This is a genomic window from Curtobacterium sp. MCJR17_020 (assembly GCF_003234365.2).
Classification (GTDB): domain Bacteria; phylum Actinomycetota; class Actinomycetes; order Actinomycetales; family Microbacteriaceae; genus Curtobacterium.
Genome location: NZ_CP126260.1, coordinates 3,513,532 through 3,538,930, shown reverse-complemented (window position 1 = coordinate 3,538,930; position 25,399 = coordinate 3,513,532). Strand labels below are relative to the sequence as shown.

Here is a 25,399-nt window from a genome sequence, read left to right as displayed (position 1 = left end):
TGCACCACGTGGTTGGCTTGCTCCATGAGCAACGACAGCGTGCAGCCCGGCGGCGTCGCCCTGCGCGACCCCTTCTACGGCGCACCCTTCACCGAGGCCGTCCGGCGGTTCTGGCGGAAGTACACCGTGTTCACCGGACGGGCCTCGCGTGCCGAGTTCTGGTGGTGGTGGATCACGTCGCTCGCGATCGGACTCGTGCTGCAGCTCGTCCCGCAGGCGTTCACGCCGGACACCGCGCTGTTCGAGAACCCCGTCGGGTCATACCTGTTCGTCCTCTGGGGCCTCGCGACCCTGATCGGGTCACTCGCCCTCGGCGTCCGACGGCTGCACGACGCCGGCCTGTCCGGCTTCTGGCAGTTCCTGCACGTCGTGCCGGGCATCGGCTCGCTCGTCGTGTACGTGCTGTGCCTGATCCCGACGAGCCCGAAGGGCGAGCGCTTCGACCGCTGACCGCCGGCGGACGGACGGCCGACGTGCGCGGGCTGCACGTCAGAACGGGTCGTCCGCCTCCGTGGACGGCGACCAGCGGGCACGACGCATGTCGAGCCTCCAGGCCGCCGTCCCCTGCACGAGCGGCGTCCCCTCCGCGCGGTAGTGCTGGAGCGCACGAGCCTCGTGGTGCAGCGGCGGGTGCCCACCCGCGCGCACGACACGCCACCAGGGCAGGTCGGCGCCCTCGTGGGCCATCACCTTGCCGACCGCACGCGACGCGCGTGAGCCGAGCGCCGCGGCGACGTCGCCGTACGTCATGACGTGACCGGACGGGATCATCCGGACCACCTCAGCGACGGCAGCGCCGAAGTCGACGGCAACGTCGTCGGAGGGCACGTCGTCGGACGGCACGTCGTTGGTGAGTACGTCGTTGGTGAGTACTAGAGCGTCAGGACCGCGAAGTGGTCGCCGTACTGGGTCTCGCGGACGACCTCGAAGCCCACGGCGCGGAAGAACGCCTCGGGGCTGTCGTCACCACCGGGCTCGTACACGACCGTCAGGCGTTCCTGCCCACGGCTGCGGGCCTCGTCCGCCAGGCCGTGCACGGCGAAGCGGCCGACGCCGCGACCCTGCGCGGTGCCGGCGACGTTGACGCGCCAGATGGCGCTGCGCAGCTCTTCCTGCGCGTTGTCGGCGTCGAACGAACCGATGATGAGGCCGAGGACCTCGTCGCCGTCCAGGACCACCCGGGTCCACGCGGAGCTCGGCTTGACGTCGGACTCGGCAACCCCGTAGGTGGTCGGCTGCACGAACTGTTCCTGACCCGGCTTGAGCGTCAGGGAGTTCGCCGCGGCAGCGGTCTTCGCGGAGAGTTCTTCGAGACGCAGGTCGGCCATGCGGCCAGGGTAACGGTGCGACCCGTGTGGGGGCCAGCGCGGACGGCAGACCGAGACCGCACCGTTGCCGCGGTATGGTCGCGGAATGGCAGAACATCGGCGTGGAGCGAACCTCCCGTCGATCGGCGGGTTCAACCGCACGGTCGTGCTCGATGCCGTCCGACGCTCGCCGGACGGCCTGAGCCGCGTCGAACTCGCCTCGCGAACGGGCCTCAGCGCGCAGACGGTGTCGAACGTCACCCGGTTCCTGATCGAGGCCGGCATGATCGTCGAGTCCGGCACCGTCGTCGCCGGTCGGGGCAAGCCGCGCACCATCCTGCGGCTCGAACCCGGCAGCCGGTACGCCGTCGGCGTGCACGTCGACCCGGCCGTCGTCACGTACGTGCTGCTCGACCTGGCCGGCACCGTCGTCGCCTCGTCCACCACCTCGACCCCGACCGCCGACGACCCGTCCGAGGTCGTCCGCACCATCGGCTCCGCCGTCGACGGCCTGATCGCCGACGCCGGCGTGGACGTCGACGGGGTGCTCGGCGTCGGGATCGCCAGTCCGGGCCCCATCGACGTCGACGCCGGCATCGTGGTCGACCCGCCGTTCCTGCCCCGGTGGCGGGACGTGCCCCTGCGCGACGCGCTCGCCGAGGCCACGGGCTACCCCGTCCTGCTCGAGAAGGACGTCACGGCCGCCGCGGTCGGCGAGATGTTCCTGGCGGGGGAGTCGTCGGCGCGGAACTTCGCGTTCGTGTACTTCGGCACCGGGTTCGGCGTCGGGCTCGTCGTCGACCACGAACCCGTGCGCGGCGTCGGGTCGAACGCCGGGGACGCCGGGCACATCATGGTCGACCAGCGATCGCTCGCCGGCACCCCCGACGGGTCCGGTACCCGGGGCGAGGTGGGTGCGGCCGTGGCGCCGGACCGGCTCGTGCGGATCGCGCGGGAGCGGGGGGTGGCGTTGTCCGGCGGCGACGCTGTCTCGTCCGACGGCCCGGTCTCGTCCGATGGCCCGGTCTCGTCCGACGGTTCGGTCGACGCGGTGAACCGTGCCTGGGACGAGCTCGCCAAGGCCATCGCCGCCGGCGACGAGGCCGCGATCACGCTCGCCGCCGAGGCCGGCACCGTCATGGGCGATGCCGCCGTCGTCATCGTGAACCTGCTCGACATCGACCGGGTCGTGTTCGGCGGACCGTTCTGGTCGCGCATCGCGAGCGCCGCACTGCCGGCCGCCCGCGCGGCGATCGTCGGGTCGCCGTTGCTCGTGCCGAAGCACGCGGTCGACGTGGTCGAGAGCGACCGCGGTGCCGACGTCGCCGCGGTGGGGGCCGCGTGCCTGGTGCTCGACGCCGCGTTGTCCCCGCGGGCGAGCGGGCTGCTCATCCGCCGCTGACGTCCGGCGCTGGGGCGTCGCGCGCTGCGGCGCCGCGCGACACCTGTCGTTCACCGGGCGGCCACCGGTCGGATGCCCGGGTGCTGAACAGTCGTGCAGGTCTCCCCTCCCCTCCCGAGAAGGACCTGCATGCGCACTCCTGCCCTGCGCCCCCGCTCCGTGCGGCTCGGCGCTGCCATCGTCACCGCGCTGGCCGTCGGCGCCGGTGTCGTCACGGCCAGCCCGGCACTCGCCGCCGTCGGTGACGACGACCCGAGCGTCGGCGCTGCCGCTCGGAACGGCCTCGTCGTCAACGAGGTCGAGTCGAACGGCGACGACACCGACTGGGTCGAGCTGAAGAACACGTCGTCGGCGTCGATCGACCTGACCGGTTACGCGTTCCTCGACGACGACAGCACCCACGACGCGTACGTCCTGCCCGCCGGCTCGACGATCGCCCCCGGCGGGTACTTCGTCATCGACCAGCTCTCGGCCACCGCACCCGGGTTCGACTTCGGGCTCGGTGGCGCCGACACCGCGCGGGTGTACGACCCCGCGGGCGACCTGGTGCTCCGGTACTCGTGGACGAGCCACGCGGTCGTCACGTACGGCCGGTGTGCCGACGGGACCGGTGCGCTGGTCGACACCACCGCGTCGACGAAGGGTGCCGCGAACGACTGCTCCTCGCCCGTGCGCATCAACGAGGTCGAGTCGCAGGACGGCACCCCCGGCGACTGGGTGGAGCTGACCAACGTCGGCAGCACCACGGTCGACCTGGGCGGGTACGTCCTCGAGGACAGCGAGGACGACCACGCGTACACGATCCCCGCCGGCACGGCCGTCGCGGCCGGGGGCTTCACCGTCCTCGACGAGGCGGACTTCGGCTTCGGGCTCGGCAAGGCCGACTCCGCACGGGTCTTCGATCCGCGGGGTGCGCTGGTCGACTCGTACTCGTGGACGGCCCACGCTGCCGCCACGTACGGCCGCAACCCGGACGGCACCGGCGACTTCGCCGACACCGCCGAGCCGACGAAGGGCACGGCGAACCGGTTCGCCGGAGTCGTCACCGCCGAGCCCTGGCCCGGTGGCCCGGACGAGACCGTGCTCGACGACGAGGACACCTTCACCGGTGACCTGAGCGGCATCGACTGGACCGCCTCCAGCACGTCCGAGGACGGCCAGCTCTGGGCCGTGCAGAACGGCGACGGGCTGCTCTACCACCTGACCTCGGACGGGCGGGGTGGCTGGGCGCTGTCGAACGCCGCGGGCACGGACCTGCGGTACGCCGACGGCACGGGGACCCCGGACGCCGAGGGCGTCACCGTCACGAGCGACGACCCGGGCGCCGTGTACGTGTCGACCGAGCGGGACAACGACGTGTCGAAGACCAGCCGTCCGTCGGTCCTGCGGTACGCCACCACCGACGGGTCCGAGTCGACGCTGCGCGCCACCGACGAGTGGGACCTCGCCGCCGACTTCCCGGGGCTCGGTGCGAACGCCGGCCTCGAGGGCGTCACCTGGATCCCGGACTCCTGGCTCACCGAGCACGGCTTCGCGGACGAGCACACCGGCGCGGCCTACGCGCCGTCGACGTACGCCGGACACGGCGAGGGGCTCTTCTTCGTCGGTGTCGAGGGCACCGCGAGCGTGTACGCGTACGCCCTGATGGCGGACGGCTCGTCCCAGCGCATCGCCACCATCGGGTCGCCGTTCGCGGTCGTCGCCGACGTGCAGTTCGACCCGACCCTCGACGTGCTCTGGGTGGTGTGCGACGACGCCTGCGCCGGACGCACCGCGCTGTACGAACTGACCGACGGTGTCTTCACCGCCGCGAAGGTCTTCGAGGCACCGTCGAACGCCGACCGGACCCTCGCCAACGAGGGCTTCGCGATCTCCGGCGTCTGCATCGACGGGGAACGTGCGACCTTCTACGCCGACGACAACGACACGGACGGGTTCTCGCTCCGCACGGGGACGTACCCGTGCGAGGGCAGCGGCACGGACCCTGGCACGGACCCGACGCCGACGCCGACGCCCACACCGACGCTCACGCCCGCTCCGGGTGGCGGTGGATCGACGCCCACGCCGACCCCCGGGACCGGTGGATCGACGCCGACCCCGTCGCCGGCCGCTCCGATCGCCCCGGTGGCCCCCTCGGAGACCGGCCTGACGGACACGAATCGCGGAAGCGTCTCGGCCCCGTCGTCCGCCCGCGCGGGGGAGAGCATCACGGTCACGGTGGGCACGCAGTACGCCGGTGACCGGGTGAGCGTGTGGCTGTACTCGACCCCGGCGCTGCTCGGCACGGTGACGGTCGCCGCTGACGGCACGGTGCGCGTCACGATCCCGGCCGATGCGCCGGCTGGCGAGCACCGCATCGTGGTGACCGCTGCGGACGGCACGGTGCTGGGCTGGACCACGATCACCATCACCGCTGACGGGCAGCTCGCGTTCACGGGTGCCGAAGGCCTCGGGGCCGGTGCGCTGATCGCGCTCCTGCTGCTCGCGGCGGGAACCGGCGTCCTGATCGTCCGCCGTCGCAAGGCGGCGGCTGCGGAGTAGCCCTGGGCGCGAGTCCACGGCGGACGGGAGGCCCGTGGCGGCGCCGCCACGGGCCTCCCGTCCGCTCTGTGGGTGCGTCAGCCGTCGGTGCGCAGCGTGTTCGAGTCGTCCTGCCCGGGAATCGCGTCCTTGGTGGTCCAGCCGTACCAGCGGTCGCCGATCTCGGCGACCGCGCGGCCGTCGCCGCACGTGACCAGGCCCGTCGTGGGCAGGTCGTCGGGGAGGAAGTCCGCCTTCATCGCCGATCCGCCGTAGGACTCGTCGAGCGGCGTGCACGCGTCCGTGTCGACGCCCTCCTTCGAGGCGAACCCGATGACGTACCCGGGTGCCGAGGCGTTGAGGCGGACGTCGATGTCCTTCGCGTCCTCGGGCACCCACTCCGGCATGAAGAACGCCATGTCCTCCGACTCACCGGACCGCGGCGCGTCCGAGTACGTGGCGAAGTGCTTCTGTGGCGTCTTGTTCGGGACGATGTCCTGGATCATGCTGCACCCCGTGGTCAGGAGGAGCGCGGACAGTGCTGCGGCCCCGGCGAGGGTGATGCGGAGGGTGCGGCGGGAGGTGTTCGGGCGCGTGTCGATGCTCATGCACCCAGTTTCGTGATCGATCACCTGCTGAAACATCACGTGCACACCCGGACCCGTGCGGGGGTTACCCCCACCTGCAGGTGCCGAGCCACCCGTCGGTGATCGGCCCGCGCGGACCTCGCTGCCCCCGCAGTAGCGTCGCACCATGAGCATCGACGTCCTCCGGTACACCGCCTTCGCCGCCGAGTCCGGGGGCGGCAACCCCGCCGGGCTGGTCCTCGACGCAGCAGCGCTTTCCGACGACGAGATGCTCGCCGTCGCGCGCGAGGTCGGCTACCCCGAGACCGCGTTCGTCATCGGCGCCACCGCAACGGGCCCGCACGTCCGCTACTTCTCGCCCGCCGCCGAGGTGCCGTTCTGCGGCCATGCGACGGTGGCGCTCGCGGTGGCGCTCGCCGAACGGCAGGGGCTCGGCCGGCGGGTGTTCACGACGGCCGCCGGCGAGGTCGCCCTCGACGCCACCACCGGCCCGAACGGGGAAGTCCAGGTGGCGATGACGAGTGTCGAACCGGCGACGCGGGACATCGACCCGACGCTCCTCGGGCGGTTGTTCGGCCTGCTCGGGCTCACGGCTGACGACATCGCGCCGGACTTCCCGGTGCTCGAGTCCTTCGCCGGCAACTGGCACCCGGTGCTCGTGCTGCACGACCGGGAGCTCTTCCACCAGTTCCGCTTCGCACCCGGCCCGCTCGCCGCCCTCAAGCACGAGGCGGGGTGGCAGGGAACGGTCACGGTGCTGCACCGGACCGGGGAGCGCGAGTACGAGGCCCGGAACCTGTTCCCCGCCGGCCGCATCACCGAGGATCCAGCGACGGGGTCGGCGGCGGCGTCGACCGGGGCGTACCTGCGCGAGGTCGGCGCCGTCGAGCCGGGGGACCGCGTCGTCATCCGGCAGGGGCGGCACGTCGGTCGTCCGAGCCTGCTGCTCGTCGACGTCCCGTCGGCCGGCGGGATCACCGTGACCGGGGGCGCGACCCCGATCGAGTGAGCCGCAGCGCGTGGGATGGGAAGCGGAATCGGGCGTACCTGGTCGAAAGTTCCGACCAGGTACGCCCGATTCGGCACGGTTCACCCCCGACCACGCGCACCCGACGCGCGCGGCGCGAGAAACTCCTTGACACGGATAAGTCCATACGCTGGACTAATCCTGCGCGCGGGCGATGGAGCCCGCGGATGTCACCCGTGCAAAGGAGCACCGATGAAACGCACCCGCATCATCGCCGGACTCGCAGCCGCGGCCGTCGCCGCGGTCGGCCTGGCAGGCTGCTCAGCCTCGGGGTCCGCCTCGAGCGACACGATCAAGATCGCGTACCAGAAGTTCGGAGCCTTCCAGCAGCTCGACGCCCAGATGAAGGTCGTCAAAAAGGAGTACGAGAAGGACAACCCGGGCAAGAAGGTCACGCTCGTCCCGATCCAGGCCCAGGGCAACGACTACTACACGAAGCTCGCGCTCATGAACAAGGCGCCCGCGACGGCTCCCGACGTCATGTACGAGGACACCTTCCTCGTCAAGGCCGACGCCGAGGCCGGCTACCTCCTGCCGCTCGACAAGTACACGGCGAAGTGGAAGGACTGGGACCAGTTCTTCGACAACGCCAAGCAGGCCGGGCAGGGTGACGACGGCAAGATCTACGGCGTCCCGATGGGCACCGACACCCGCGCTCTTTGGTACAACAAGGACATCTTCAAGTCCGTCGGCCTGCCCGTGCCGTGGCAGCCGAAGACCTGGGACGACGTGCTCGCCGCGGCGAAGACGATCAAGGACAAGAAGCCCGACCTCATCCCGTTCAACATCTACTCGGGCAAGGCGCAGGGCGAGGCGTCGACCATGCAGGGCTTCGAGATGCTCCTGTACGGGGCGGACGGCTCCGGCAACACGCTCTACAAGGACAAGAAGTGGGTCACGGGCTCGAAGCAGTTCGAGGACTCGCTGCAGTTCGTGAAGGACGTCTACCAGGGTGGTCTCGGCCCGACACCGCAGCAGGCGCTCGACACGAACGTCGGCACGACGATCGCGCAGACGTGGCTGCCGAAGGGCAAGCTCGCGATCGACCTCGACGGTTCGTGGCAGTCCGGCACGTGGCTCAAGTCCGGCACCGCGCCGTGGGCCGAGTGGAACGACGTGATGGGTCAGGCGCCGATGCCGACGCAGAACGGTCAGGACCCGGGCTACAACTCGATGTCCGGCGGCTGGACCCTGGCGGTCGGCGCGAAGTCGAAGAACCCGCAGGCGGCGTTCGACTTCATCACGAGCTTCCTCGACAAGGACGGCTCGCTGAAGTACGACACCGAGAACAGCCAGATCGCCGTCCGCAAGGACGTCGCGGACGACACCGCCTACACCGACGCCAACCCGACGTTCAAGTTCTTCTCCGGACTGGTGGAGAACACGAACTTCCGCCCGGCGACGAGCGACTACTCGCAGGTGTCCAACGCGATCCAGGTCGCGATGGAGTCGGTCATGACCGGACAGCAGACGCCGAAGCAGGCGGCTGCCGTGTACGACAAGGCCGTCACGCAGGTGGTCGGCAAGGAGAACACCGTCTCGGCTGGTTGACGGACGTCACCCACTGACGGACGGGAGGCGCGGGGCGGCCCCGCACCGCGCCTCCCGGTCCGTCCTTCCCCACCTTCGGAACCCCTCCGCACCCGGAAGGCACCCATCGTGTCCAGCACCCCCCTCGCGCCGACGCTGTCGGCGCCCGGTGCGCCGAAGCGCACCGATCCACCCGTGCCGCGCAAGCGGCGACCACTGCGGAACGTCGGCCGAGCGGTCCCGCTCCTGCCCGCCCTCGTCCTGCTCGTCATCTTCCTGCTCGGCCCCGTCATCTCGTCGTTCTACGGGTCGTTCACGAACTCCGCGCTCACCGGCGCCGGCGCTGCCGACCAGCAGTTCGTCGGCTTCCAGAACTACGTCGAACTCTTCCAGGACCCGGACTTCCCGAAGTCCGTCATCCTGACGGTCGTGTTCCTGCTCGCCTCGGCGGTCGTGGGACAGAACGTGCTGGGGCTCGGCCTCGCACTCCTGATGCGCTCGGCCAACAAGGCCGTCCGCGCGATCGTCGGCACCTTCGTCGTCGCAGCCTGGGTCCTGCCGGAGATCGTCGCCTCGTTCGCCGCGTACGCCTTCTTCAACGACGAGGGCACGCTCAACGAGTTCCTGAAGTCCATCGGCATCAGCGGACCGAACTGGCTCTACACGTTCCCGATGTTCGCCGTGATCCTGGCGAACATCTGGCGCGGCACGGCCTTCTCGATGCTCGTCTACTCCGCCGCCGTGCAGGAGGTCCCCGAGGAGATCACCGAGTCCGCCGAGGTCGACGGCGCCACCGGGTGGCAGCGCCTCGTCTACATCACGCTGCCGGTGATCCGACGGAGCATCTCGACCAACCTGATGCTGACGACGCTGCAGACGCTGTCGGTCTTCACCCTCATCTTCGTGATGACCGGGGGTGGGCCGGGCACGAACTCGTCGACCCTGCCGATCCTCGCCTACCAAGAGGCGTTCAAGTTCTCGCAGCTCGGCTTCGGGACCGCGATCGCGACCATCCTGCTCGTGGTGGGGGCGGTCTTCTCGATCATCTACATCCGAGCCCTCAAGCCGGAGGTGGACTGATGGCCATCACTGCCCCGTCTCTCGACCCGACCACCACCCGCTCGGTGACCGCTCCCGGTTCGCTGCACATGACGTCGCCCCGCGGCCGCACCATGCGGTGGGTGGCGAACATCGTGCTCCTCGTGATCGCGGTGTGCTTCGCGGTCCCGCTCCTCTGGCTCGTCCTCGCCTCGGTCGACACCCAGGCGTCGCTGTCCGTGAAGCTGCCGACGCAGTTCACACTCGACAACTTCACGAAGGTGCTCACGCCCGAGCTGTCGTTCATCCCGCTCGCGAACAGCCTGCTGCTCTCCGGTGGCACGGCGGTCGTCACCGTGGTCTTCGCACTGCTCGCCGCGTACCCGCTGTCCCGCTACAAGATGCGGGTCAACAAGCCGTTCCTGTACAGCATCCTGTTCGGGACCGGCCTGCCGATCACCGCCATGATGGTGCCCGTCTACGCGCTGTTCGTGTCGCTCAACCTGATCGACAACGTGTGGGGCTGCATCTTCTTCCTCGCCGCGACGTCGCTGCCGATGGCGATCTGGATGGCGAAGAACTTCATGGACTCCGTGCCGATCTCGCTCGAAGAAGCCGCGTGGACCGACGGGGCGTCGATGATGACCACCCTGACGCGCATCGTCGTCCCGCTCATGCGTCCGGGCATCGCCGTCGTGTTCATCTTCGTGTTCATCCAGGCGTGGGGGAACTTCTTCGTCCCGTTCGTCCTGCTGCTCTCGCCCGACAAGGTGCCCGCCGCGGTGAGCATCTTCAACTTCTTCGGGCAGAACGGGGCGGTCGCGTACGGACAGCTCGCCGCGTTCTCCATCGTCTACTCCGTGCCCGTCATCGCCCTCTACGTGATCGTGTCCCGAGGCCTCGGCGGCGGCAACGCCCTCGCCGGCGGCATCAAGGGCTGATCTGCTGGCTCCGGCCGGCTCTCTCGAAAGGAACCACATGCACCAGGACGAACCGCTCGTCGAGGCCCGGATCGCCCGCCTCGTCCGCGACCGTGTCGACCCCGCCGTCCACCGCCGCTCGGCGCCGGTGACGATCGAGGCGTGGGAGGTGCCGGACGAGCCGGTGCCGTTCGACTCCGCCGTCCAGCAGGCGTACACACCGTTCACCGTGGGCAGCGCCTGGGGTGGCCGGCCGTGGGGGACCACCTGGTTCCGGATCACCGGCACCGTCCCCGCCGACTTCGGCACCGCGCCGGGGACCACGGCGGAACTGCTCGTCGACCTCGGGTTCACGAAGCGGCACCCGGGGTTCCAGGCCGAGGGCCTGGCGTACCGCACCGACGGCTCCACGATCAAGGGCGTCGAGCCGCGGAACGACACCGTGCCCGTCGAGGCCCGGCCCGGGGAGTCCTTCGAGCTGTACGTCGAAGCCGGCGCGAACCCGGACATCGGCGGCGACTCGTTCCAGGGCGCGACGCCCCTCGGGTCGCGATCGACCGCGGGGGACAAGCCGATCTACCGCGTGCGTGCCCTCGAACTCGTCGAGCGTGACGACACGGTGTGGGAGCTGCAGCAGGACTTCTGGGTCCTGCGCGGCCTGATGGCGGAGCTGCCCACGGACGGCACGCGCGGCGCCGACATCCTGCACGCGCTCGAGTTGGCAGCGGACGCCCTCGACCCCGACGACGTCGCCGGCACCGCAGCCGACGCCCGCCAGGTTCTCGCACCGGTACTGGCCGTCCCCGCGAGCGCCGCGGCACACCGGGCGATCGCCGTCGGCCACGCGCACATCGACTCCGCCTGGCTGTGGCCGGTGCGCGAGACGATCCGCAAGTGCGCCCGCACGTTCTCGAACGTCCTCGACCTGATGGACCGCGACCCCGACTTCACCTTCGCCTGCTCGTCCGCGCAGCAGTACGCGTGGATCCGCGACGGCTACCCGTCGATCTGGGCCCGCATCAAGCAGCGCGTCGCCGAGGGCCGGTGGACCCCGGTGGGTGGCATGTGGGTGGAGTCGGACACGAACCTGCCCGGTGGTGAAGCGCTTGCACGACAGTTCGTCGCCGGCAAGCGGTTCTTCCTCGAGGAGTTCGGCATCGACACCCCCGAGGCCTGGCTGCCCGACTCGTTCGGCTACTCCGGGGCGCTGCCGCAGATCGTCCGCGCCGCCGGCTCGAAGTGGTTCGTCACGCAGAAGCCGTCGTGGAACGAGACCAACGTCATCCCCCACACCTCGTTCCACTGGGAGGGCATCGACGGCTCGCGCGTCCTGACGCACCTGCCGCCGGCGGACACCTACAACTCGGACGTCTCCGCGGCCGACCTGCACCGCGGGGAACGCAACAACAAGGAGCGCGGCGTCGCGAACACCTCGATGCTGCTCTACGGCTTCGGTGACGGCGGCGGCGGACCCACCCGCGAGATGGTCGCAGCGGCCCGACGCCAGCACGACCTGGACGGCTCGCCCCGCGTGCAGCTCGGCACCCCCGCCCAGGTCTTCGAGGAGCTCGAACGGGTGCTGCCGACCCCCGGCGTGTGGTCCGGCGAGATGTACCTCGAGTTCCACCGCGGCACCTACACGTCGCAGATCCGCACGAAGCAGGGCAACCGTCGCTCCGAGCACCTGCTCCGCGAAGCCGAGCTCTGGGCCTCGACCGCGGCCGTGCGCCTCGGGCTGGACTACCCCTACGAAGAGCTCGAGCGTGCCTGGCACACCGTCCTGCTGCAGCAGTTCCACGACATCCTGCCGGGGTCCTCGATCGCCTGGGTCTACGAGAACGCCGAGGAGAACTACGCGCAGATCGCCCAGGTGCTCGAGGGGCTGATCGGCAACGCGACGACCGCGCTCGCGAACGGGGGCGCTGCGGCGCTCGCCGGGGTCGGTGCCTCGTCGTCGACGGCCGCAGGGGGCAGCAGTGCGCTGCTCGACGCGCCGTCCGACGCCGACGCCGTCGGCGGCAGCGGCTCGTCCGGGAACGTCGTGCGCTTCAACGCCTCGCCGGTCGCGGCCGGAGACGCGGCCGCCCTGGGTGGTTCGCTCGGCTCGGAACCGCGACCCGTGCCTCCCGTCCGCTCCGGCGACCACTTCGTGTTCGACACGGGCATCGTCACGGCGACCATCGACGGAGCCGGGCACGTCGTGTCGCTCATCGACCGCGCGAGCGGACGCGACGCGATCGCACCGGGTGCGGCCGCTGCCGAGTACACGGTCTTCCGCGACACCCCGAACCAGTGGGAGGCGTGGGACATCGACCGTGCGTACCAGCGCAACGGCACGGTGCTGACGGCCTCGTCGGTCGCGATCGACGGCTCCTCGCTCGTGGTGGAACGGTCCTTCGGGTCGTCGACGCTCACCACGCGGTACTCGGCGGTCGCCGGGCTCGCAGAGCTGGTGATCGAGACCGAGGTCGACTGGCACGAGCACCAGAAGCTGCTGAAGCTCGCGTTCCCCGTCGACGTGCGTGCCGCGGCGGCCTCGAGCGAGATCCAGTTCGGCCACATCGACCGGCCGACCCACCAGAACACCTCGTGGGACCACGCCCGCTTCGAGACCTCGGCGCACCGCTGGGTCCACGTGGCGGAGCCCGGGTTCGGCGTCGCGGTGGCGAACGACTCCACCTACGGACACGACATCACGCGCTCCACGCGGCCCGACGGCGGCACCACGACGCTCGTGCGCGAGTCGCTGCTGCGCGGGCCGACGTTCCCGGACCCGAACGCCGACCAGGGGCACCACGTGTTCCGGACGGTGCTGCGGGTGGGGGCATCGGTGCTCGACGCCGCCGACTCCGGCTACCGGTTGAACCTGCCGGTGCGCTCGGTCGCGGGGACGACTGCCGTCGACCCGATCGTGACCGTGTCGTCGCCGCAGGTGCTGGTCGAGGCAGTGAAGCTCGCCGAGGACCGCTCCGGTGACGTGGTCGTGCGACTGTACGAGGCCTCCGGTGGTCGGGCGACCGACGTCGGGGTGTCGTTCGGGTTCGACGTCGCGTCGGTGGCGACGGTGGACCTGCTGGAACGCCCGCTGGGGGACTCGTGGGACTCGGGGGAGCCGGTCGTGCTCACGCTCCGGCCCTTCGAGATCGTGACCCTGCGGGTACGCCGGGCCTGAGGCAGCGGGGCCGGTCCCCTTCGGGGGAGAGACCGCGGCGTCGGACGGGACACGGGTGCGTTCCGTCCGGCGCCGCCTTCTGTGTGTGTGTGTGTGCGGGAGCGCCTGGTCGATTCGGGCGTAGGTGGTCGATTCGGGCGTACCTGGTCGGAAGTTCTCACCAGGTACGCCCGATTCCACTTGGCATCGCGGCCGTTCTGGGAAGGAACGTCCTTCCTCCACAGACGGGCAGGCCTGGAGGCCCGTCCACAGTCCTCGACGTCAGCCCGCTGGGCGTCGGTGAGCCGGCTCAGCGCGTCGTGGTTAGCGTGGCGGCATGGCAGTGCAGGAGATCTGGCTCGTCCGCCACGGTGAATCGCTCGCGAACGTCGCCGCCGCCCGAGCGGAGGCCGCGGGCGACGACGTCATCGACGTCCAGTACCGGGACGCCGACGTCCCGCTCAGCCCGCTCGGCGAGTCGCAGTCGCGGTCGCTCGGGCAGGAACTCGCCGATCGTGGCATCGACGACGTCCCCGTGGCGCTGTGGGTCTCCCCGTACCTGCGTGCGCAGCAGACCATCGAGATCGCGCTCGGGGCCGGCGGACTGGCCGAGCCGGAGAGACGGGTGGACGAGCGGCTCCGCGACCGCGAGCTCGGTGTCCTCGACCTGCTCACCCTGCAGGGTGTCCGGAACCGGCACCCCGACGAGGAACGTCGCCGGCAGTGGCTCGGCAAGTACTACCACCGGCCGGCGGGCGGCGAGTCCTGGGCCGATGTGATGCTCCGACTCCGATCGGCACTGGTCGACGTCGACCGGATCGAGGGCACCGAACGGCTCGTCGTCGCGGCCCACGACGCCGTCGTGATGCTGGTCGTGGCGGTGTGCCTCGACCTCGACGAGCCGGCGCTCACGGAGTTCGCTCGGACGCACGCGGTCGCGAACGCCTCCCTCACCCGACTCCGGCGCGAACGTGCCGGTGCACCGTGGGTGCTCGAGGAGTTCTCCTCCGTCGGGCACCTCGATGACGACGAGGTCACGGCACACACCGGTCGGAAGGACGACGAGCATGTCCGCTGAGACCGTCACCCCGAACTTCCTGCGGGACTGGCCGCTCCCCGAGCCCGGCGCCGGCAAGTACGGTCGCGGGCAGGTGCTCGTGGTCGGCGGCGCAGCGCGGACACCCGGAGCCGCGATGCTCTCGGCACTCGCTGCACTCCGGGTGGGAGCGGGGCGGCTCACCCTCGCAGTGGGACGGAGCATCGCGAACGAGGTCGCGGTCGCCGTGCCCGAGTCCGGCGTCGAACCGCTCGACGAGGACGCGGACGGTCACGTCGCCGTCGGTGCCATCGAGGGGATCGCCGCCTCCGCCGCGAGTGCGGACGCGCTGCTGGTCGGCCCGGGGCTCGACGAGCCGAACGGCACCCGTGACCTGGTGGCCGGCCTCGCCGACGTCGTCGGACCACGGACCACCGTCGTGCTCGATGCGTTCGCCCTCGGGGTGGCGGCCGACGTGCGGGACCGGCTGGAACCGCTCCGGGGTCGGCTGGTGATGACGCCCAACTCCGGCGAAGCCGAACGGCTCCTCGGTCGGGAGGGCAGCGACGACGACGTGGCCGACGCGATGGCGATCGCGCAGCGGTTCGGTGCGGTCGTGGCCCTGGGGGACGCCATCGCGACTCCGAAGGGGCGGAGCTGGATCAAGGGCACCGGCTCCGGAGGACTCGGCACCAGCGGCAGTGGGGACGTTCTGTCGGGTGCGGTCACGGGACTGCTGGCGCGGGGTGCCGATCCGGCGCAGGCGGTGGCGTGGGCGTCCTACGTGCACGCGGCTGCGGGTGACCGGCTCGCGGTGCAGGTCGGCCCGCTCGGTTACCTGGCGAGCGAGCTCGTAGCCGAGATCCCGCGGGTGCTCGTCGAACTCGGCGCCTGAGCTCGCCGGTTCTTTCCCAGGGCGCGCGCGGTACCTGATGTTCTCGGGCACACCTGCCAGGAACTTCTGACCGGGTACGCCCGAATCGACCAGGTACGCCGCCCGCCCGCCTCGCCCGCGCCCCCGCCCCGCTCAGCCCTGCAGCGCCTCCACGGCCTTCGCGATGCGCCGCGCTCGGGTCTCCGGCGCCTTCGCCTGCGACACCGGGTCGGCGAGCGCCCGCTGTCGCGAGTTCGACAGGGTGTCGAACGCTGCACGCACCCCGGCGACCTGCAGCGCCGCCGCCAGGTCGTCGGGCAGGTCGATGACCCGGGGCTGCGTGTCGACGACGAGCGTGACCTCGACGGTGTCGCCGGCAGCGATCCCGGCGGACTCGCGGTGTGCTGCGGAGAGCGGCACCAGGAACTGCTCGTCCATGACCCCGACGGTGGACCGGTAGGTGTAGCCGCCGTTGATCGTGACGACCACGGGCGGGCGCTTCCCCGAGCCGAGCGCATCGATCACGGACGACGGGACCGGGAGCCCGGTGGCCGTCTTCTTCGCCAGCAGGACCGTCGTCGTGAACTGCATCCGTGCCTCCAGGCCGTGAACCGGAGCACGCACCGAGCGTGCCGCCAGGCGAGATCGTACCGGCGCACCCGCTGTTCCGCAGCCGTTCACCGGCGCAGCACGGGCCGGAAACCGGCCGCCTCCACGATCGTCCCGGGCCGAGAACCGCGGCCCGACCCGAAGCACCCGCAGCACCCACCCGAAAGGCACCTCCCGTGCAGCACAAGCGCACCATCGCCGGCATCGCCCTCGCCGCAGCAGCGATCGTCACCCTCGCCGGATGCTCGGCCACGAGTTCGGCCAGCACGACGAAGGACGACACGAACTGGAAGACCGCCACGAGCGCCGAGGCCTCCGGTGGCATGGACGCCCTCGTGAAGGCCGCGAAGGCCGAGGGACAGCTCAACGTCATCGCGCTGCCGCCGTCGTGGGCCAACTACGGCAAGATCATCGACGGCTTCACGAAGAAGTACGACATCAAGGTCAACTCCGCGAACCCGAACGGCTCCAGCGCCGACGAGGTCGCCGCGGTGAAGTCGCAGAAGGGGCAGTCCACCGCTCCCGACGTGCTCGACCTCGGCAACGCCGTGCTGCAGGAGAACCTCGACCTGCTGACGGACTACAAGGTCGCGAACTGGAGCGACATCCCGGACACGCTCAAGGACAAGGACGGCGCCTGGACCCGCGACTACACGGGCCTGATGTCGATCGGCTACGACTCGTCGAAGATCACGGACGCCCCGAAGGACCTGACGGACCTGCTCGGCTCCGATTACAAGGGCAAGGTCTCCATCGCGGGTGACCCGACGCAGGCGAACCAGGCCGCATCAGCCGTGTACCTGGCAGCGCTCGAGAACGGCGGCTCGGCCGACGACATCACCAAGGGCGTCGACTACTTCGGCAAGCTCAAGCAGGCCGGCAACTTCCAGAACGTGCTGCCCACGCAGGCCACGGTCGCCTCGGGTGAGACCCCCGTCGTCATCCAGTGGTCCTACAACAACCTCGCGTGGGGCCCCGCCGCCGGTGCAAGTGGCAACAAGAACTGGAAGACCGTCGTGCCCGAGGGCCAGGCGCTCGGCTCGTACTACTCGCAGGCGATCAACAAGGACGCCCCGCACCCCGCCGCCGCTCGACTGTGGCAGGAGTACATCGCGAGCCCCGAGGCGCAGAACCTGTACCTGCAGGCCGGTGCGTTCCCGTCGACCCTCGCCGCCCTGGAGGAGTCCGGCAAGGTCGACCAGGACGCCCTCGACGCCGCCGGCGGTGCGCCGAAGGACTACGTCGAGCTGACCGATGCCCAGGTCGCCGACGCAGCGAAGGTGCTGTCGGCGAAGTGGTCCTCGACCATGGGGTCCTGACCAGCATGACCACCGCATCGGCGGGCGCGCCCGCGCCAGCGGCGAGCGCACCGGCGACGAGCGCGACGAGCCCCGTGCTCCCGACGTCCGCACGAGCGCCCGTCGATGCCACCCGCGGCGCCGGACCCCGTGTCCGGCGCCGTGTCGGCCTGGCCTGGATCGGCCTCACCCCGTTCGCCGCGTACGTCCTGCTCTTCCTCGCCGTCCCCGCGGTGATCGCGGTCGGCAGCGGGTTCTTCACCGACGACGGCGCGTTCACCCTCGCGAACCTCGCAGCGTTCGCCGAGCCCTCCGTCCTGCGGGCCTTCGGCGGCTCGTTCGGCCTCTCCGCGGTGTCCGCCGTGATCGGCGCCGTCATCGGAGCGCTCGTCTGCTGGGCGCTGTCAGCACTGCGGCCCGACGGGCTCGTCCGGTCGATGATCGACTCGGCCGCGAGCGTCCTCGCCCAGTTCGGCGGCGTCATGCTCGCGTTCGCGTTCATCGCCACGATCGGCGTGCAGGGTCTCGTCACGACGTGGCTGGCGTCCCTCGTCGACGTCGACCGCAACGCGACCGGCGCCTTCCTCTACACGGTGCCCGGTCTCGTGATCCCGTACGTCTACTTCCAGGTGCCGCTGATGGTCCTCACGTTCATGCCCGCGCTCGAGGGCGTGAAGACGCAGTGGGGCGAGGCCGCCGCCACCCTCGGCGCCTCCCGCGCCACGTACTGGCGCCGGATCGCCCTGCCCGTGCTCGCACCGGCGTTCTGGGGCTCGTTGCTCCTGCTCTTCGCGAACGGCTTCTCGTCGTTCGCCACCGCCGCGGCGCTCATCTCGCAGGGCGGCATCGTGCCGCTCACGATCCGCACGCAGCTCACGAGCGAGACGCTCATCGGTCTGCAGAACGTCGCCGGGGTGCTCGCGTTCGGCATGGTCGTCGTGATGGCGGTCGTGATGGGCGCGTACTCACTGCTGCAGCGCCGGGCTGCCCGGTGGCAGCGATGAGCGCGGCAACGCCGGTGGGGCCGTCGCGTCCGGCGGCGGTCGCGTCCGGTCGGACGGGAGGCCCGTCCCGCGTCGGCCGCTTCGGCACGGCTCCGTCACGGGGCACCGCCACGGCCGTGCTCACGGTCGTCGGGATCGTCTTCGCCGTCCCGCTGGCCGCGTTGGTGCAGTTCACCTTCCGCCAGGGCACCGACGACGGTCTGACCTTCGCGCACTGGGCGGCCATCGTCGACCCGGTCAACGCGTTCACCTACCAGCCGGTGGTCGACGGCCTCGGGGCATCGCTGCTCATCGCCGCCATCACCGTCGGCATCGTGCTGTTCGTCCTGCTGCCCGCCCAGGTCATCACGGCGCTGCGCTACCCGAGGCTCCGCCGCGTGCTCGAGTTCGTCTGCATCGTCCCGATCACGGTCCCCGTCGTGGTGCTCGTCGTCGGCTTCATCCCCGTGTACCAGGTGGTCTCGCGGGTCTTCGGGTCCGGGGCGTGGACGCTGGCCTTCGCGATCGGCATCGTCACGCTGCCGTTCGCGTTCCGCCCGATCGCCGCCGCCATCACCGCGACGGACATGACGGTGCTGTCCGAGGCTGCCCGGTCGCTCGGCGCGTCGTGGTGGACGGTCACCTGGCGGGTGCTCCTGCCGAACCTCCGCCGGGGCATCACCGCCGCGTGCTTCCTCACCATCACGGTGGTCCTCGGCGAGTACACGCTCGCCGCGTTCCTGTCCCGCACCACTTTCCAGACCGCGCTCGTGCTCGTGCAGCAGACCGACCCGTACGTCGCCGCGATCTTCTCGGTCGCGGCCCTCGTGTTCGGCTTCGTCCTGCTCGTCGTCATCGGCCGCATCGGGACCGGCCGTCGTGCCGGCCGTGCCCGCACCGTCCGCACCACCCGCGTCAAGGAGTCCGCATGACCGTCACCGCACCGGCAGCCCCGGCGTCCCTCGCCTCCACCGGCGCCGTCGTCGAGCTCGAGGCCGTCGAGAAGCACTACGGCACGCACCGGGCCCTGGCCGGGCTGTCGCTCCGTGTCGAACCGGGCGAGTTCGTGTCCCTGCTCGGCCCGTCCGGCTGCGGCAAGACGACGGCGCTCCGAGCGCTCGCCGGCCTCGAGGCCATCGACGCCGGAGCCATCCGCATCGACGGCCAGGACGTCGCCGACACCCCGGTGGACAAGCGCGACATCGGGATGGTGTTCCAGCAGTACTCGTTGTTCCCGCACATGACGGTGCGGCAGAACGTCGCCTTCGGCCTCGAGATGCGCCGCGTCCCCGCCGCCGAGCGCAGGAGCCGCGTCGTCGAGGCGCTCGACATGGTGCACCTGGGCGAGTTCGCCGAGCGCTTCCCCCACCAGCTGTCGGGTGGCCAGCAGCAGCGCGTCGCCCTCGCCCGCGCCCTGGTCACGCGGCCCCGCGTCCTCCTGCTCGACGAGCCGTTGTCCGCCCTCGACGCCAAGGTGCGCGTCTCGCTCCGTGAGGAGATCCGCCGCATCCAGAGCGACCTCGGCATCACCACCGTGTTCGTCACCCACGACCAGGAAGAGGCGCTCGCCGTCTCCGACCGCATCGCCGTGATGAACGCCGGTGACATCGAGCAGATCGGCACGCCGGAAGAGCTCTACCGCTCCCCGTCGTCGGCGTTCACGGCGGACTTCGTCGGGCAGTCCAACCGCCTGCAGGGCGACCTGCGCGGCGGCGACGTGTTCGTGTACGGGTTCCGCGTGCCCGCGCTCGACGCCTCGGTCGCCGACGGGCCGGTGCTCGCCTACGTCCGACCGGAGGACGTCGCCTTCGCCCCGGAGGGCATCACCGGCACCGTCGTGTCGTCGAGCTTCCTCGGCTCGATCCGCCGCACCACGGTCCGGCTCGACGACGACACCGTCGTGACCGTGCAGCACGAGGTCGGCGACCGTCGCGCCGCCGGCGAGTCCGTCGCCGTCCGCCTGCTCGGCGCCCCCGTCGCGGTCTCCCCGCTCGCCTAGGTCGCGGCTCCGTGCGCCCCGAGACTCGGCTGGGGCGACAGTATTCGCGACGAAACCGGCGAGAACTGTCGCTCACCGCGAGTCTCGGGCTGGACGGGTCAGCGCTGGAAGCGCGCCTCGCGCTCGTCGGCCAACGCTGCCGTGATGCGGGCACGCATGTTCGGGTGCATCTCGGGCAGGTCGTCGAGTCGTGCCCAGAACGCCTCGGTGTTCTCGCCGTCGGCGGGGTTCGGGGTGCCGGACACGTAGCGACAGGCGAACACCAGGTCGAGGTACTGCGCCCGGTCGCCGTTCGCGTACGTCAACTCCGGCAGCACCTGCACCCACGCCAGCCGTTCCGCGACGGCGACGACGTCGGCCTCTTCCAGGACCTCGCGCTCGGCGGCGACGGCGGGTTCCTCACCCGGGTCGATGATGCCGGTGACCGGGGTGAAGGAGCCGTTGTCGGCTCGGCGGACCACGAGGAGCTCCTGGTCGGCACCGGAACCCCGCGTGACCACGGCGGTGACGCCCGTCAGCCACAGCGGATCGGTACCGATCCTCGAGCGGAGGGACAGGACGAAGTCGGGGGTGGGCATGGGCCCACGCTACCGATCCCGCCCTGTCGGAGACTGGTCATGACCAGTAGCATGGGCGTGTGGAGATCATCATCCTGCCCACGCCGGCTGAGGTCGGTCGCGTCGCCGCGGCCAAGATCGCGTCCGTCGTCGCCAAGAAGCCGTCCGCCGTCATCGGTCTCGCCACCGGTTCCAGCCCGCAGGGCATCTACACCGACCTGCAGCGTCGGGTCGGTGCGGGCGAGATCTCGTTCGCCGAGGCACGCGGGTTCGCCCTCGACGAGTACGTCGGCATCCCGCTCGAGCACCCGGAGTCGTACGCCAGCGTCATCGCGCGCGACGTCGTGGCGCCGCTCGGGTTCGACCCCTCGCGGGTGCGGGTGCCCGACGGTCGTGCCGACGACCTCGAGTTCGCGGCGAAGGAGTACGACGCCGCGATCCGTGCCGCCGGTGGGATCGACGTGCAGATCCTCGGCATCGGCGCGAACGGGCACATCGGGTTCAACGAGCCGACGTCGTCCTTCGCCTCGCGCACCCGGATCAAGACCCTGGCGCCGTCGACCCGTGACGCCAACGCCCGGTTCTTCGACTCGCCCGAGCAGGTCCCGACGCACTGCATGACGCAGGGGCTCGGCACCATCCTCGACGCCCAGCAGCTCGTCCTCGTCGCGCAGGGCTCCGCCAAGGCCGACGCGGTCGCCGCCGCGGTCGAGGGGCCGCTCAGCTCGTTCGTCCCCGGTTCGGCGCTGCAGCTGCACGAGCACGCGACGGTCGTCGTCGACGAGGAAGCCGCGGCCGGCCTGCAGCTCGCCGACTACTACCGCTACACGTACGCGAACAAGCCGGCGTGGCAGGTGTTCGAGTAGAACCGACGATCAGCCGTCTGCGCGCTGCCGGAACGCGGTGTGCAGGCGGCTGAGGCCGTCGTCCAGGGTCTCGGCCGAGCACCCGAAGTTCAGCCGCGCGAAGCCCTGACCCTGGCGTCCGAACGCCGGGCCGGAGGCGAGCGCCACCTTCGCCTCGTCGACCAGCAGTGCCGCGGGGTCGTCGCCCCACGGCAGGGCGCGCAGATCCAGCCATGCCAGGTAGGACGCCTGCGGCTGCCGGTACTCCGCGCCGGGCAGGACGTCACCGATCCGCTCGGCCAGGGTGCGGCGGTTCGCAGCCAGTTCGGTGAGCAGTGACGCGAGCCACGGCCCCCCTTCGCTGAACGCGGCGACACTCGCGGTGTACCCGAGGATCCCGGTGCGCTCGACGACCTCGGTCGGCAGGGCGTCGAACCACGCACGGGCCCGCTCCGAGGCGCCGACGATCAACGCGCACTTCGTGCCCGCGAGGTTCCAGGCTTTGCTCGCACTCGTCAACGAGACGCCGAGCGCGGCTGCCTCGAGGCAGGACTCCAGGAACGGCGTGAAGACCGCGTCGGCGTGCACGAGCGGCGCGTGGATCTCGTCCGAGACGACCACGGCGTCCCACTCGGCGGCGAGCTTCGCGAGTGCGACGAGCGACGAGCGGTCGTGCACCAGGCCGAGGGGGTTGTGCGGGTTGCAGAGCAGCACCGTGCGGGCGCCGTCGGCGAACGCCTGCGCGAGGCCGTCCAGGTCCATCCGCCAACCGGCCGTGGTGTCGAACGGGTCCGCAGGGCCGTCGGGTGCGAGCAACGGGACCTCGGTCACGGTGCCTCCGGCTTCGGACACGTACTCCCAGAACGGTGGGTACACGGGCGGCATGATGACGACCTGGTCGCCGGGCTCGATGATCCGGCGGAGCATCTCGACCGCAGCGACCGACACGTCGGTGGTGGTGCGGACGAGTTCGGGGTCGACGCGCCAGGCCCACCGGCTCTCGGCGAAGTCCGCGAACGCCTCGGGCAGCGCACGACCGTGGCCGACGTACCCGGTGTCACCGTTGGTGACCGCGGCGACGAGGGCGTCGCGCACCGGTTCCGCGAGCATCGAGTCCATCTCGGCGACGAACATCGGCAGGACGTCCGGCGGGTACGCCGTGTACTTCTCGCTCGTACGGCTGCGGTGCGCATCGAACACGGAGACCATGACGCTCATGCGCCCATCCTGACAGTGCCCGCCGGTTCGTGGCAGTGCCGGCCCTCAGGCTGGACGGAGCCCGGCGAGCAGGATCTCGACGTAGCGCTCCGGATCGCTGACCCGGGTGCCGCCGGCGATGGCCGCCTCGCGCAGCCCGCACAGCAGTCGGCGGAGGTCGTCGGCGTCGACGTCCGTCCGGACGATCCCCTCGGTGCGTCCCCGCGCGAGCAGCGCGTCGACGGACACGACCAGGTCGCCGGCGAGGGCTGCGGTGTCCGCGCAGGAGAACCCGCCGTTCGTCAGCAGGTCGCCGAGGGCTGCGTTGTCCACCATGCTCCGGAACGCGGCCGTGACGACCCCGCGGAGCGCATCGGCTGCGTCCGGCAGCACGACGGCGTCGCGAACCTGGTCGAGCATGTCCTCGAGCGCGTCGATCGCGAGCGCTTCGAGCAGGTGCTGCTGGCTCGGGAAGTGCCGGTAGGCGGTCCCGACCCCCACTCCGGCCTCGTGCGCGACGGCGTTGAGCAGGGCCGGTTCGCCCCGGTCGACGAAGGTGCGGGCGACGTCGAGCAGAGCCGTCCGGTTGCGCTGGGCATCGGAGCGCAGTGCCTCGGGTCGGGCCATCGCGATCGTCATGTGGACACTCTATCCGGTTGTGCTAGCGTTCCGGATGAATCATCCGATTTGGTACGGCGAGCGAGCAGGAGACGACGATGGACAGCTTCGAGTGGGAACCGGCAGCGATGCCCGACCAGCACGGCAGGACCGTGGTGGTCACCGGCGCGACCGGTGGACTCGGCCTCGTCGTCGCCACGACCCTCGCGTCGGCCGGCGCCCGCGTCGTCGCCGGCGTGCGTGACCTCGACAAGGCGGCTCGCGTCCTCCCCGTGGGTCTCGACCTGGAGGCGCGGCTCGTCGACACCGCGTCCGTCGCCTCCGTCACGGCGTTCGCCCGGCAGCTCGCCGAGGACGGCATCGTCGTGGATGCCCTCGTCAACAACGCCGGTGCGACGATCGGCACGTTCGGGCGCACCGACGAGGGCATCGAGCGCACCTGGGCGACGAACGTCGTCGGGCCGGCCGCGCTCGCCGAGGCGATGCTCCCGCTGCTCGGCGGGCCGTCGCCCCGCATCGTGCTCGTCGGCTCGAACCTGTCGCAGCGCACCCGCCGCGTGCCCGGTCCCGGCGGGGTCGACGGTCCGGACGACTACTCGCAGTTCGGTGTGTACACCGACTCCAAGACCGCGGCCGCGGCGCTGAGCGTCGACCTCGGTGAACGACTCCGTGCTACCGGTTCGGACATCCGGTCGGTGATCGCGCACCCAGGCATCGCGGCGACGGGGATGAACGACCAGGCGGAGACCCTGACGCAGCGCCTCGGCGGCATGGTCGCACGCAGCCTGTCCCGGACCGCTGCGGACGGCGCTCGCTCGACCCTCTGGGCCGCCACCGCCCCGGACGTCACCGAGGGGGTGTTCGTCGGACCGGCCCTCCGTCGAGGTGACCGGCGACTGCACGTCGTGCCGGTGAAGGGCCCGGCGGCGGACCCGGCGTTCCGCGCGCGGGTCCGGGCGTTCGTGGACCAGGTCGCGGTGCGCGCCGGAGCCTGATCATCAGTTCACGTGGACAGGAGGTGCCGGACTGCCGCTTGCGCGACGCGCGGCGGCATCGCGTGGCCGCCGTCGAACAACTCGGTCTTCGCGACGCCTGGACGGAACGCGCCGAGGACGCGCTGCACGCCGGCGAGGGGGAACAGTCCGTCGTCCCGTCCCGCCGTGACGAGCACCGGTTGACGGACGGCAGACGCGACCAGGGGGACGTCGCCGGCGGCGGTCAGTCCCGGGACGAACCACGCTGGGTTGTGGTGGATCCGAGCGGCCTCGAACGAGGCCAGCGTCCCGAGTCCGCAGCTCACCACGCCCCGCGTGAACCGGGCGTCCACGGCGAGTGCGAAGAGTGCCACCTGACCGCCGAGGGAGTGCCCGATGACGCCGAATTCGGTGTCTGCGGCGCTCGTCTCGATCATCCAGGACGTCACCGTGGCGATGTCGTGCGAGTGCTTCGCCTGCAAGCTGCTGCCGTTCGCCACACGGAAGAGCGCGTCGAGACGTTCGTCGGCCGCCGGGTCGTCCGTCCAGTCGCGTCGGCGTTCCTCGAAACCGATCAGATCGGGGATGACCACGCGTGCTCCGCCGCGAGCGAGCATCACGCCGTACGCGAGGCTCGGGTCCCCGACTCGTCCGGCGGCCTCGCTCTTCCCGGAGGCGAAGTCGCCCGCGTGCTGGTGGACGGCGATGACGTCTGTTCCGGTGCCGTGGTCCGGTGTCAGGACAAAGCACGGGATGGTGTCGCCGTCGGCGGTGTCCAGCTCGATGCGTGCCCACTGGACCGACCCGTCGCGACCGAGCGGTTCCAGACGGACTGCGACCGGACGGAGTTCGCCAGGGGACGGCAGCCCGAGCAGTTCTCGCACACGTTCTCGGGCCGGTTCGTCGGTCGTCGACACCATGCCCGGA

24 protein-coding genes are annotated in these 25,399 nt (G+C 71.1%); 16 read left to right on the top strand and 8 right to left on the bottom strand.

Going from position 1 to position 25,399, the window contains the following annotated elements:
• The first annotated feature begins 24 nt into the window (after positions 1 to 24).
• Positions 25 to 450 carry a DUF805 domain-containing protein gene (locus tag DEJ14_RS16855; RefSeq protein WP_111085339.1) on the top strand — a complete coding sequence of 142 codons (426 nt, stop codon included), beginning with the start codon at positions 25 to 27 and terminating at the stop codon, positions 448 to 450.
• 39 nt (positions 451 to 489) lie between these two features.
• Here the strand turns inward: DEJ14_RS16855 and DEJ14_RS16850 are convergent, their stop codons facing one another.
• Together DEJ14_RS16850 and DEJ14_RS16845 are read right to left on the bottom strand one after the other, a co-directional pair.
• A complete protein-coding gene (locus DEJ14_RS16850; protein ID WP_284179736.1) occupies positions 490 to 843 on the bottom strand; it encodes an MGMT family protein in 354 nt (117 codons plus the stop codon).
• A 29-nt stretch (positions 844 to 872) separates the two neighbouring features.
• Positions 873 to 1,328 carry a GNAT family N-acetyltransferase gene (locus tag DEJ14_RS16845; protein WP_111085338.1) on the bottom strand — a complete coding sequence of 152 codons (456 nt, stop codon included), beginning with the start codon at positions 1,326 to 1,328 and terminating at the stop codon, positions 873 to 875.
• 85 nt (positions 1,329 to 1,413) lie between these two features.
• Here DEJ14_RS16845 and DEJ14_RS16840 point away from each other — a divergent pair, with 85 nt between their 5' ends.
• Positions 1,414 to 2,709 (top strand): ROK family transcriptional regulator, encoded by a 1,296-nt coding sequence (locus tag DEJ14_RS16840; protein WP_111085337.1) that lies wholly within the window; start codon positions 1,414 to 1,416, stop codon positions 2,707 to 2,709.
• 129 nt (positions 2,710 to 2,838) lie between these two features.
• Positions 2,839 to 5,250, top strand: coding sequence for a lamin tail domain-containing protein (locus tag DEJ14_RS16835; protein WP_111085336.1), 2,412 nt, complete (start codon positions 2,839 to 2,841; stop codon positions 5,248 to 5,250).
• Positions 5,251 to 5,327: 77 nt separating this feature from the next.
• Here DEJ14_RS16835 and DEJ14_RS16830 read toward each other — a convergent pair whose 3' ends face one another.
• A complete protein-coding gene (locus tag DEJ14_RS16830; RefSeq protein WP_111085335.1) occupies positions 5,328 to 5,837 on the bottom strand; it encodes a hypothetical protein in 510 nt (169 codons plus the stop codon).
• A gap of 145 nt (positions 5,838 to 5,982) precedes the next feature.
• Between DEJ14_RS16830 and DEJ14_RS16825 the strand changes: the two genes are divergently transcribed.
• The 7 genes from DEJ14_RS16825 (at position 5,983) to DEJ14_RS16795 (ending at position 15,413) form a co-directional block, all read left to right on the top strand.
• A complete protein-coding gene (locus tag DEJ14_RS16825) occupies positions 5,983 to 6,825 on the top strand; it encodes a PhzF family phenazine biosynthesis protein (protein ID WP_111085334.1) in 843 nt (280 codons plus the stop codon).
• Positions 6,826 to 7,035: 210 nt separating this feature from the next.
• Positions 7,036 to 8,394, top strand: a complete 1,359-nt coding sequence (locus DEJ14_RS16820; protein ID WP_111085333.1) for an extracellular solute-binding protein — start codon at positions 7,036 to 7,038, stop codon at positions 8,392 to 8,394.
• A gap of 108 nt (positions 8,395 to 8,502) precedes the next feature.
• Positions 8,503 to 9,453 carry a carbohydrate ABC transporter permease gene (locus tag DEJ14_RS16815; protein WP_111085332.1) on the top strand — a complete coding sequence of 317 codons (951 nt, stop codon included), beginning with the start codon at positions 8,503 to 8,505 and terminating at the stop codon, positions 9,451 to 9,453.
• Complete coding sequence (locus tag DEJ14_RS16810) at positions 9,453 to 10,352, top strand: carbohydrate ABC transporter permease (protein WP_374114446.1); 900 nt, start codon at positions 9,453 to 9,455, stop codon at positions 10,350 to 10,352. The genes DEJ14_RS16815 and DEJ14_RS16810 overlap by 1 nt, the downstream gene beginning before the upstream one ends.
• A 37-nt stretch (positions 10,353 to 10,389) precedes the next feature.
• Positions 10,390 to 13,503 carry an alpha-mannosidase gene (locus tag DEJ14_RS16805; RefSeq protein WP_111085331.1) on the top strand — a complete coding sequence of 1,038 codons (3,114 nt, stop codon included), beginning with the start codon at positions 10,390 to 10,392 and terminating at the stop codon, positions 13,501 to 13,503.
• 316 nt (positions 13,504 to 13,819) lie between these two features.
• Positions 13,820 to 14,560 carry a histidine phosphatase family protein gene (locus tag DEJ14_RS16800; RefSeq protein ID WP_111085330.1) on the top strand — a complete coding sequence of 247 codons (741 nt, stop codon included), beginning with the start codon at positions 13,820 to 13,822 and terminating at the stop codon, positions 14,558 to 14,560.
• Positions 14,550 to 15,413 carry an NAD(P)H-hydrate dehydratase gene (locus DEJ14_RS16795; protein WP_111085329.1) on the top strand — a complete coding sequence of 288 codons (864 nt, stop codon included), beginning with the start codon at positions 14,550 to 14,552 and terminating at the stop codon, positions 15,411 to 15,413. The genes DEJ14_RS16800 and DEJ14_RS16795 overlap by 11 nt, the downstream gene beginning before the upstream one ends.
• 132 nt (positions 15,414 to 15,545) lie before the next feature.
• On the opposite strand, the gene DEJ14_RS16790 is transcribed toward DEJ14_RS16795, so the two are convergent.
• Positions 15,546 to 15,983 carry a YdeI/OmpD-associated family protein gene (locus tag DEJ14_RS16790; RefSeq protein ID WP_111085328.1) on the bottom strand — a complete coding sequence of 146 codons (438 nt, stop codon included), beginning with the start codon at positions 15,981 to 15,983 and terminating at the stop codon, positions 15,546 to 15,548.
• 194 nt (positions 15,984 to 16,177) lie between these two features.
• Here DEJ14_RS16790 and DEJ14_RS16785 point away from each other — a divergent pair, with 194 nt between their 5' ends.
• From DEJ14_RS16785 to DEJ14_RS16770, 4 genes are read left to right on the top strand one after another with little or no spacing between them, the layout of a single operon-like run.
• Positions 16,178 to 17,320, top strand: a complete 1,143-nt coding sequence (locus DEJ14_RS16785; protein ID WP_111085327.1) for an ABC transporter substrate-binding protein — start codon at positions 16,178 to 16,180, stop codon at positions 17,318 to 17,320.
• Positions 17,321 to 17,325: 5 nt separating this feature from the next.
• Positions 17,326 to 18,303: an ABC transporter permease gene (locus DEJ14_RS16780; RefSeq protein WP_111085360.1), complete on the top strand. Its 978-nt coding sequence runs from the start codon at positions 17,326 to 17,328 to the stop codon at positions 18,301 to 18,303.
• Positions 18,300 to 19,214: an ABC transporter permease gene (locus DEJ14_RS16775; RefSeq protein ID WP_111085326.1), complete on the top strand. Its 915-nt coding sequence runs from the start codon at positions 18,300 to 18,302 to the stop codon at positions 19,212 to 19,214. The genes DEJ14_RS16780 and DEJ14_RS16775 overlap by 4 nt, the downstream gene beginning before the upstream one ends.
• Positions 19,211 to 20,281, top strand: coding sequence for an ABC transporter ATP-binding protein (locus tag DEJ14_RS16770; protein WP_111085325.1), 1,071 nt, complete (start codon positions 19,211 to 19,213; stop codon positions 20,279 to 20,281). Before DEJ14_RS16775 ends, DEJ14_RS16770 begins: the two co-directional genes overlap by 4 nt.
• 98 nt (positions 20,282 to 20,379) lie before the next feature.
• Here DEJ14_RS16770 and DEJ14_RS16765 read toward each other — a convergent pair whose 3' ends face one another.
• Complete coding sequence (locus DEJ14_RS16765; protein ID WP_111085324.1) at positions 20,380 to 20,859, bottom strand: NUDIX hydrolase; 480 nt, start codon at positions 20,857 to 20,859, stop codon at positions 20,380 to 20,382.
• 59 nt (positions 20,860 to 20,918) lie between these two features.
• On the opposite strand from DEJ14_RS16765, the gene nagB reads away from it, so the two are divergent.
• Positions 20,919 to 21,704: a glucosamine-6-phosphate deaminase gene (gene nagB / locus DEJ14_RS16760; protein WP_111085323.1), complete on the top strand. Its 786-nt coding sequence runs from the start codon at positions 20,919 to 20,921 to the stop codon at positions 21,702 to 21,704.
• A 9-nt stretch (positions 21,705 to 21,713) separates the two neighbouring features.
• On the opposite strand, the gene DEJ14_RS16755 is transcribed toward nagB, so the two are convergent.
• Positions 21,714 to 22,901 carry a MalY/PatB family protein gene (locus tag DEJ14_RS16755; protein ID WP_111085322.1) on the bottom strand — a complete coding sequence of 396 codons (1,188 nt, stop codon included), beginning with the start codon at positions 22,899 to 22,901 and terminating at the stop codon, positions 21,714 to 21,716.
• 45 nt (positions 22,902 to 22,946) lie between these two features.
• The gene (locus DEJ14_RS16750) at positions 22,947 to 23,519 is read right to left on the bottom strand and encodes a TetR/AcrR family transcriptional regulator (protein ID WP_111085321.1); all 573 of its coding nucleotides are present in this window, start codon (positions 23,517 to 23,519) and stop codon (positions 22,947 to 22,949) included.
• Positions 23,520 to 23,596: 77 nt separating this feature from the next.
• On the opposite strand from DEJ14_RS16750, the gene DEJ14_RS16745 reads away from it, so the two are divergent.
• A complete protein-coding gene (locus DEJ14_RS16745; RefSeq protein WP_111085320.1) occupies positions 23,597 to 24,493 on the top strand; it encodes an SDR family NAD(P)-dependent oxidoreductase in 897 nt (298 codons plus the stop codon).
• Between the two features lie 8 nt (positions 24,494 to 24,501).
• On the opposite strand, the gene DEJ14_RS16740 is transcribed toward DEJ14_RS16745, so the two are convergent.
• Positions 24,502 to 25,392: an alpha/beta hydrolase family protein gene (locus tag DEJ14_RS16740; RefSeq protein WP_111085319.1), complete on the bottom strand. Its 891-nt coding sequence runs from the start codon at positions 25,390 to 25,392 to the stop codon at positions 24,502 to 24,504.
• Positions 25,393 to 25,399 lie beyond the last annotated feature (7 nt).

Coding starts and splice junctions, on each gene's coding strand:
- DEJ14_RS16855 (WP_111085339.1), top strand. CDS start 25: ATGAGCAACGACAGCGTGCAGCCCGGCGGCGTCGCCCTGCGCGACCCC.
- DEJ14_RS16845 (WP_111085338.1), bottom strand. CDS start 1,328: ATGGCCGACCTGCGTCTCGAAGAACTCTCCGCGAAGACCGCTGCCGCG.
- DEJ14_RS16840 (WP_111085337.1), top strand. CDS start 1,414: ATGGCAGAACATCGGCGTGGAGCGAACCTCCCGTCGATCGGCGGGTTC.
- DEJ14_RS16835 (WP_111085336.1), top strand. CDS start 2,839: ATGCGCACTCCTGCCCTGCGCCCCCGCTCCGTGCGGCTCGGCGCTGCC.
- DEJ14_RS16830 (WP_111085335.1), bottom strand. CDS start 5,837: ATGAGCATCGACACGCGCCCGAACACCTCCCGCCGCACCCTCCGCATC.
- DEJ14_RS16825 (WP_111085334.1), top strand. CDS start 5,983: ATGAGCATCGACGTCCTCCGGTACACCGCCTTCGCCGCCGAGTCCGGG.
- DEJ14_RS16820 (WP_111085333.1), top strand. CDS start 7,036: ATGAAACGCACCCGCATCATCGCCGGACTCGCAGCCGCGGCCGTCGCC.
- DEJ14_RS16810 (WP_374114446.1), top strand. CDS start 9,453: ATGGCCATCACTGCCCCGTCTCTCGACCCGACCACCACCCGCTCGGTG.
- DEJ14_RS16805 (WP_111085331.1), top strand. CDS start 10,390: ATGCACCAGGACGAACCGCTCGTCGAGGCCCGGATCGCCCGCCTCGTC.
- DEJ14_RS16800 (WP_111085330.1), top strand. CDS start 13,820: ATGGCAGTGCAGGAGATCTGGCTCGTCCGCCACGGTGAATCGCTCGCG.
- DEJ14_RS16795 (WP_111085329.1), top strand. CDS start 14,550: ATGTCCGCTGAGACCGTCACCCCGAACTTCCTGCGGGACTGGCCGCTC.
- DEJ14_RS16790 (WP_111085328.1), bottom strand. CDS start 15,983: ATGCAGTTCACGACGACGGTCCTGCTGGCGAAGAAGACGGCCACCGGG.
- DEJ14_RS16780 (WP_111085360.1), top strand. CDS start 17,326: ATGACCACCGCATCGGCGGGCGCGCCCGCGCCAGCGGCGAGCGCACCG.
- DEJ14_RS16775 (WP_111085326.1), top strand. CDS start 18,300: ATGAGCGCGGCAACGCCGGTGGGGCCGTCGCGTCCGGCGGCGGTCGCG.
- DEJ14_RS16770 (WP_111085325.1), top strand. CDS start 19,211: ATGACCGTCACCGCACCGGCAGCCCCGGCGTCCCTCGCCTCCACCGGC.
- DEJ14_RS16765 (WP_111085324.1), bottom strand. CDS start 20,859: ATGCCCACCCCCGACTTCGTCCTGTCCCTCCGCTCGAGGATCGGTACC.
- DEJ14_RS16755 (WP_111085322.1), bottom strand. CDS start 22,901: ATGAGCGTCATGGTCTCCGTGTTCGATGCGCACCGCAGCCGTACGAGC.
- DEJ14_RS16750 (WP_111085321.1), bottom strand. CDS start 23,519: ATGACGATCGCGATGGCCCGACCCGAGGCACTGCGCTCCGATGCCCAG.
- DEJ14_RS16745 (WP_111085320.1), top strand. CDS start 23,597: ATGGACAGCTTCGAGTGGGAACCGGCAGCGATGCCCGACCAGCACGGC.
- DEJ14_RS16740 (WP_111085319.1), bottom strand. CDS start 25,392: ATGGTGTCGACGACCGACGAACCGGCCCGAGAACGTGTGCGAGAACTG.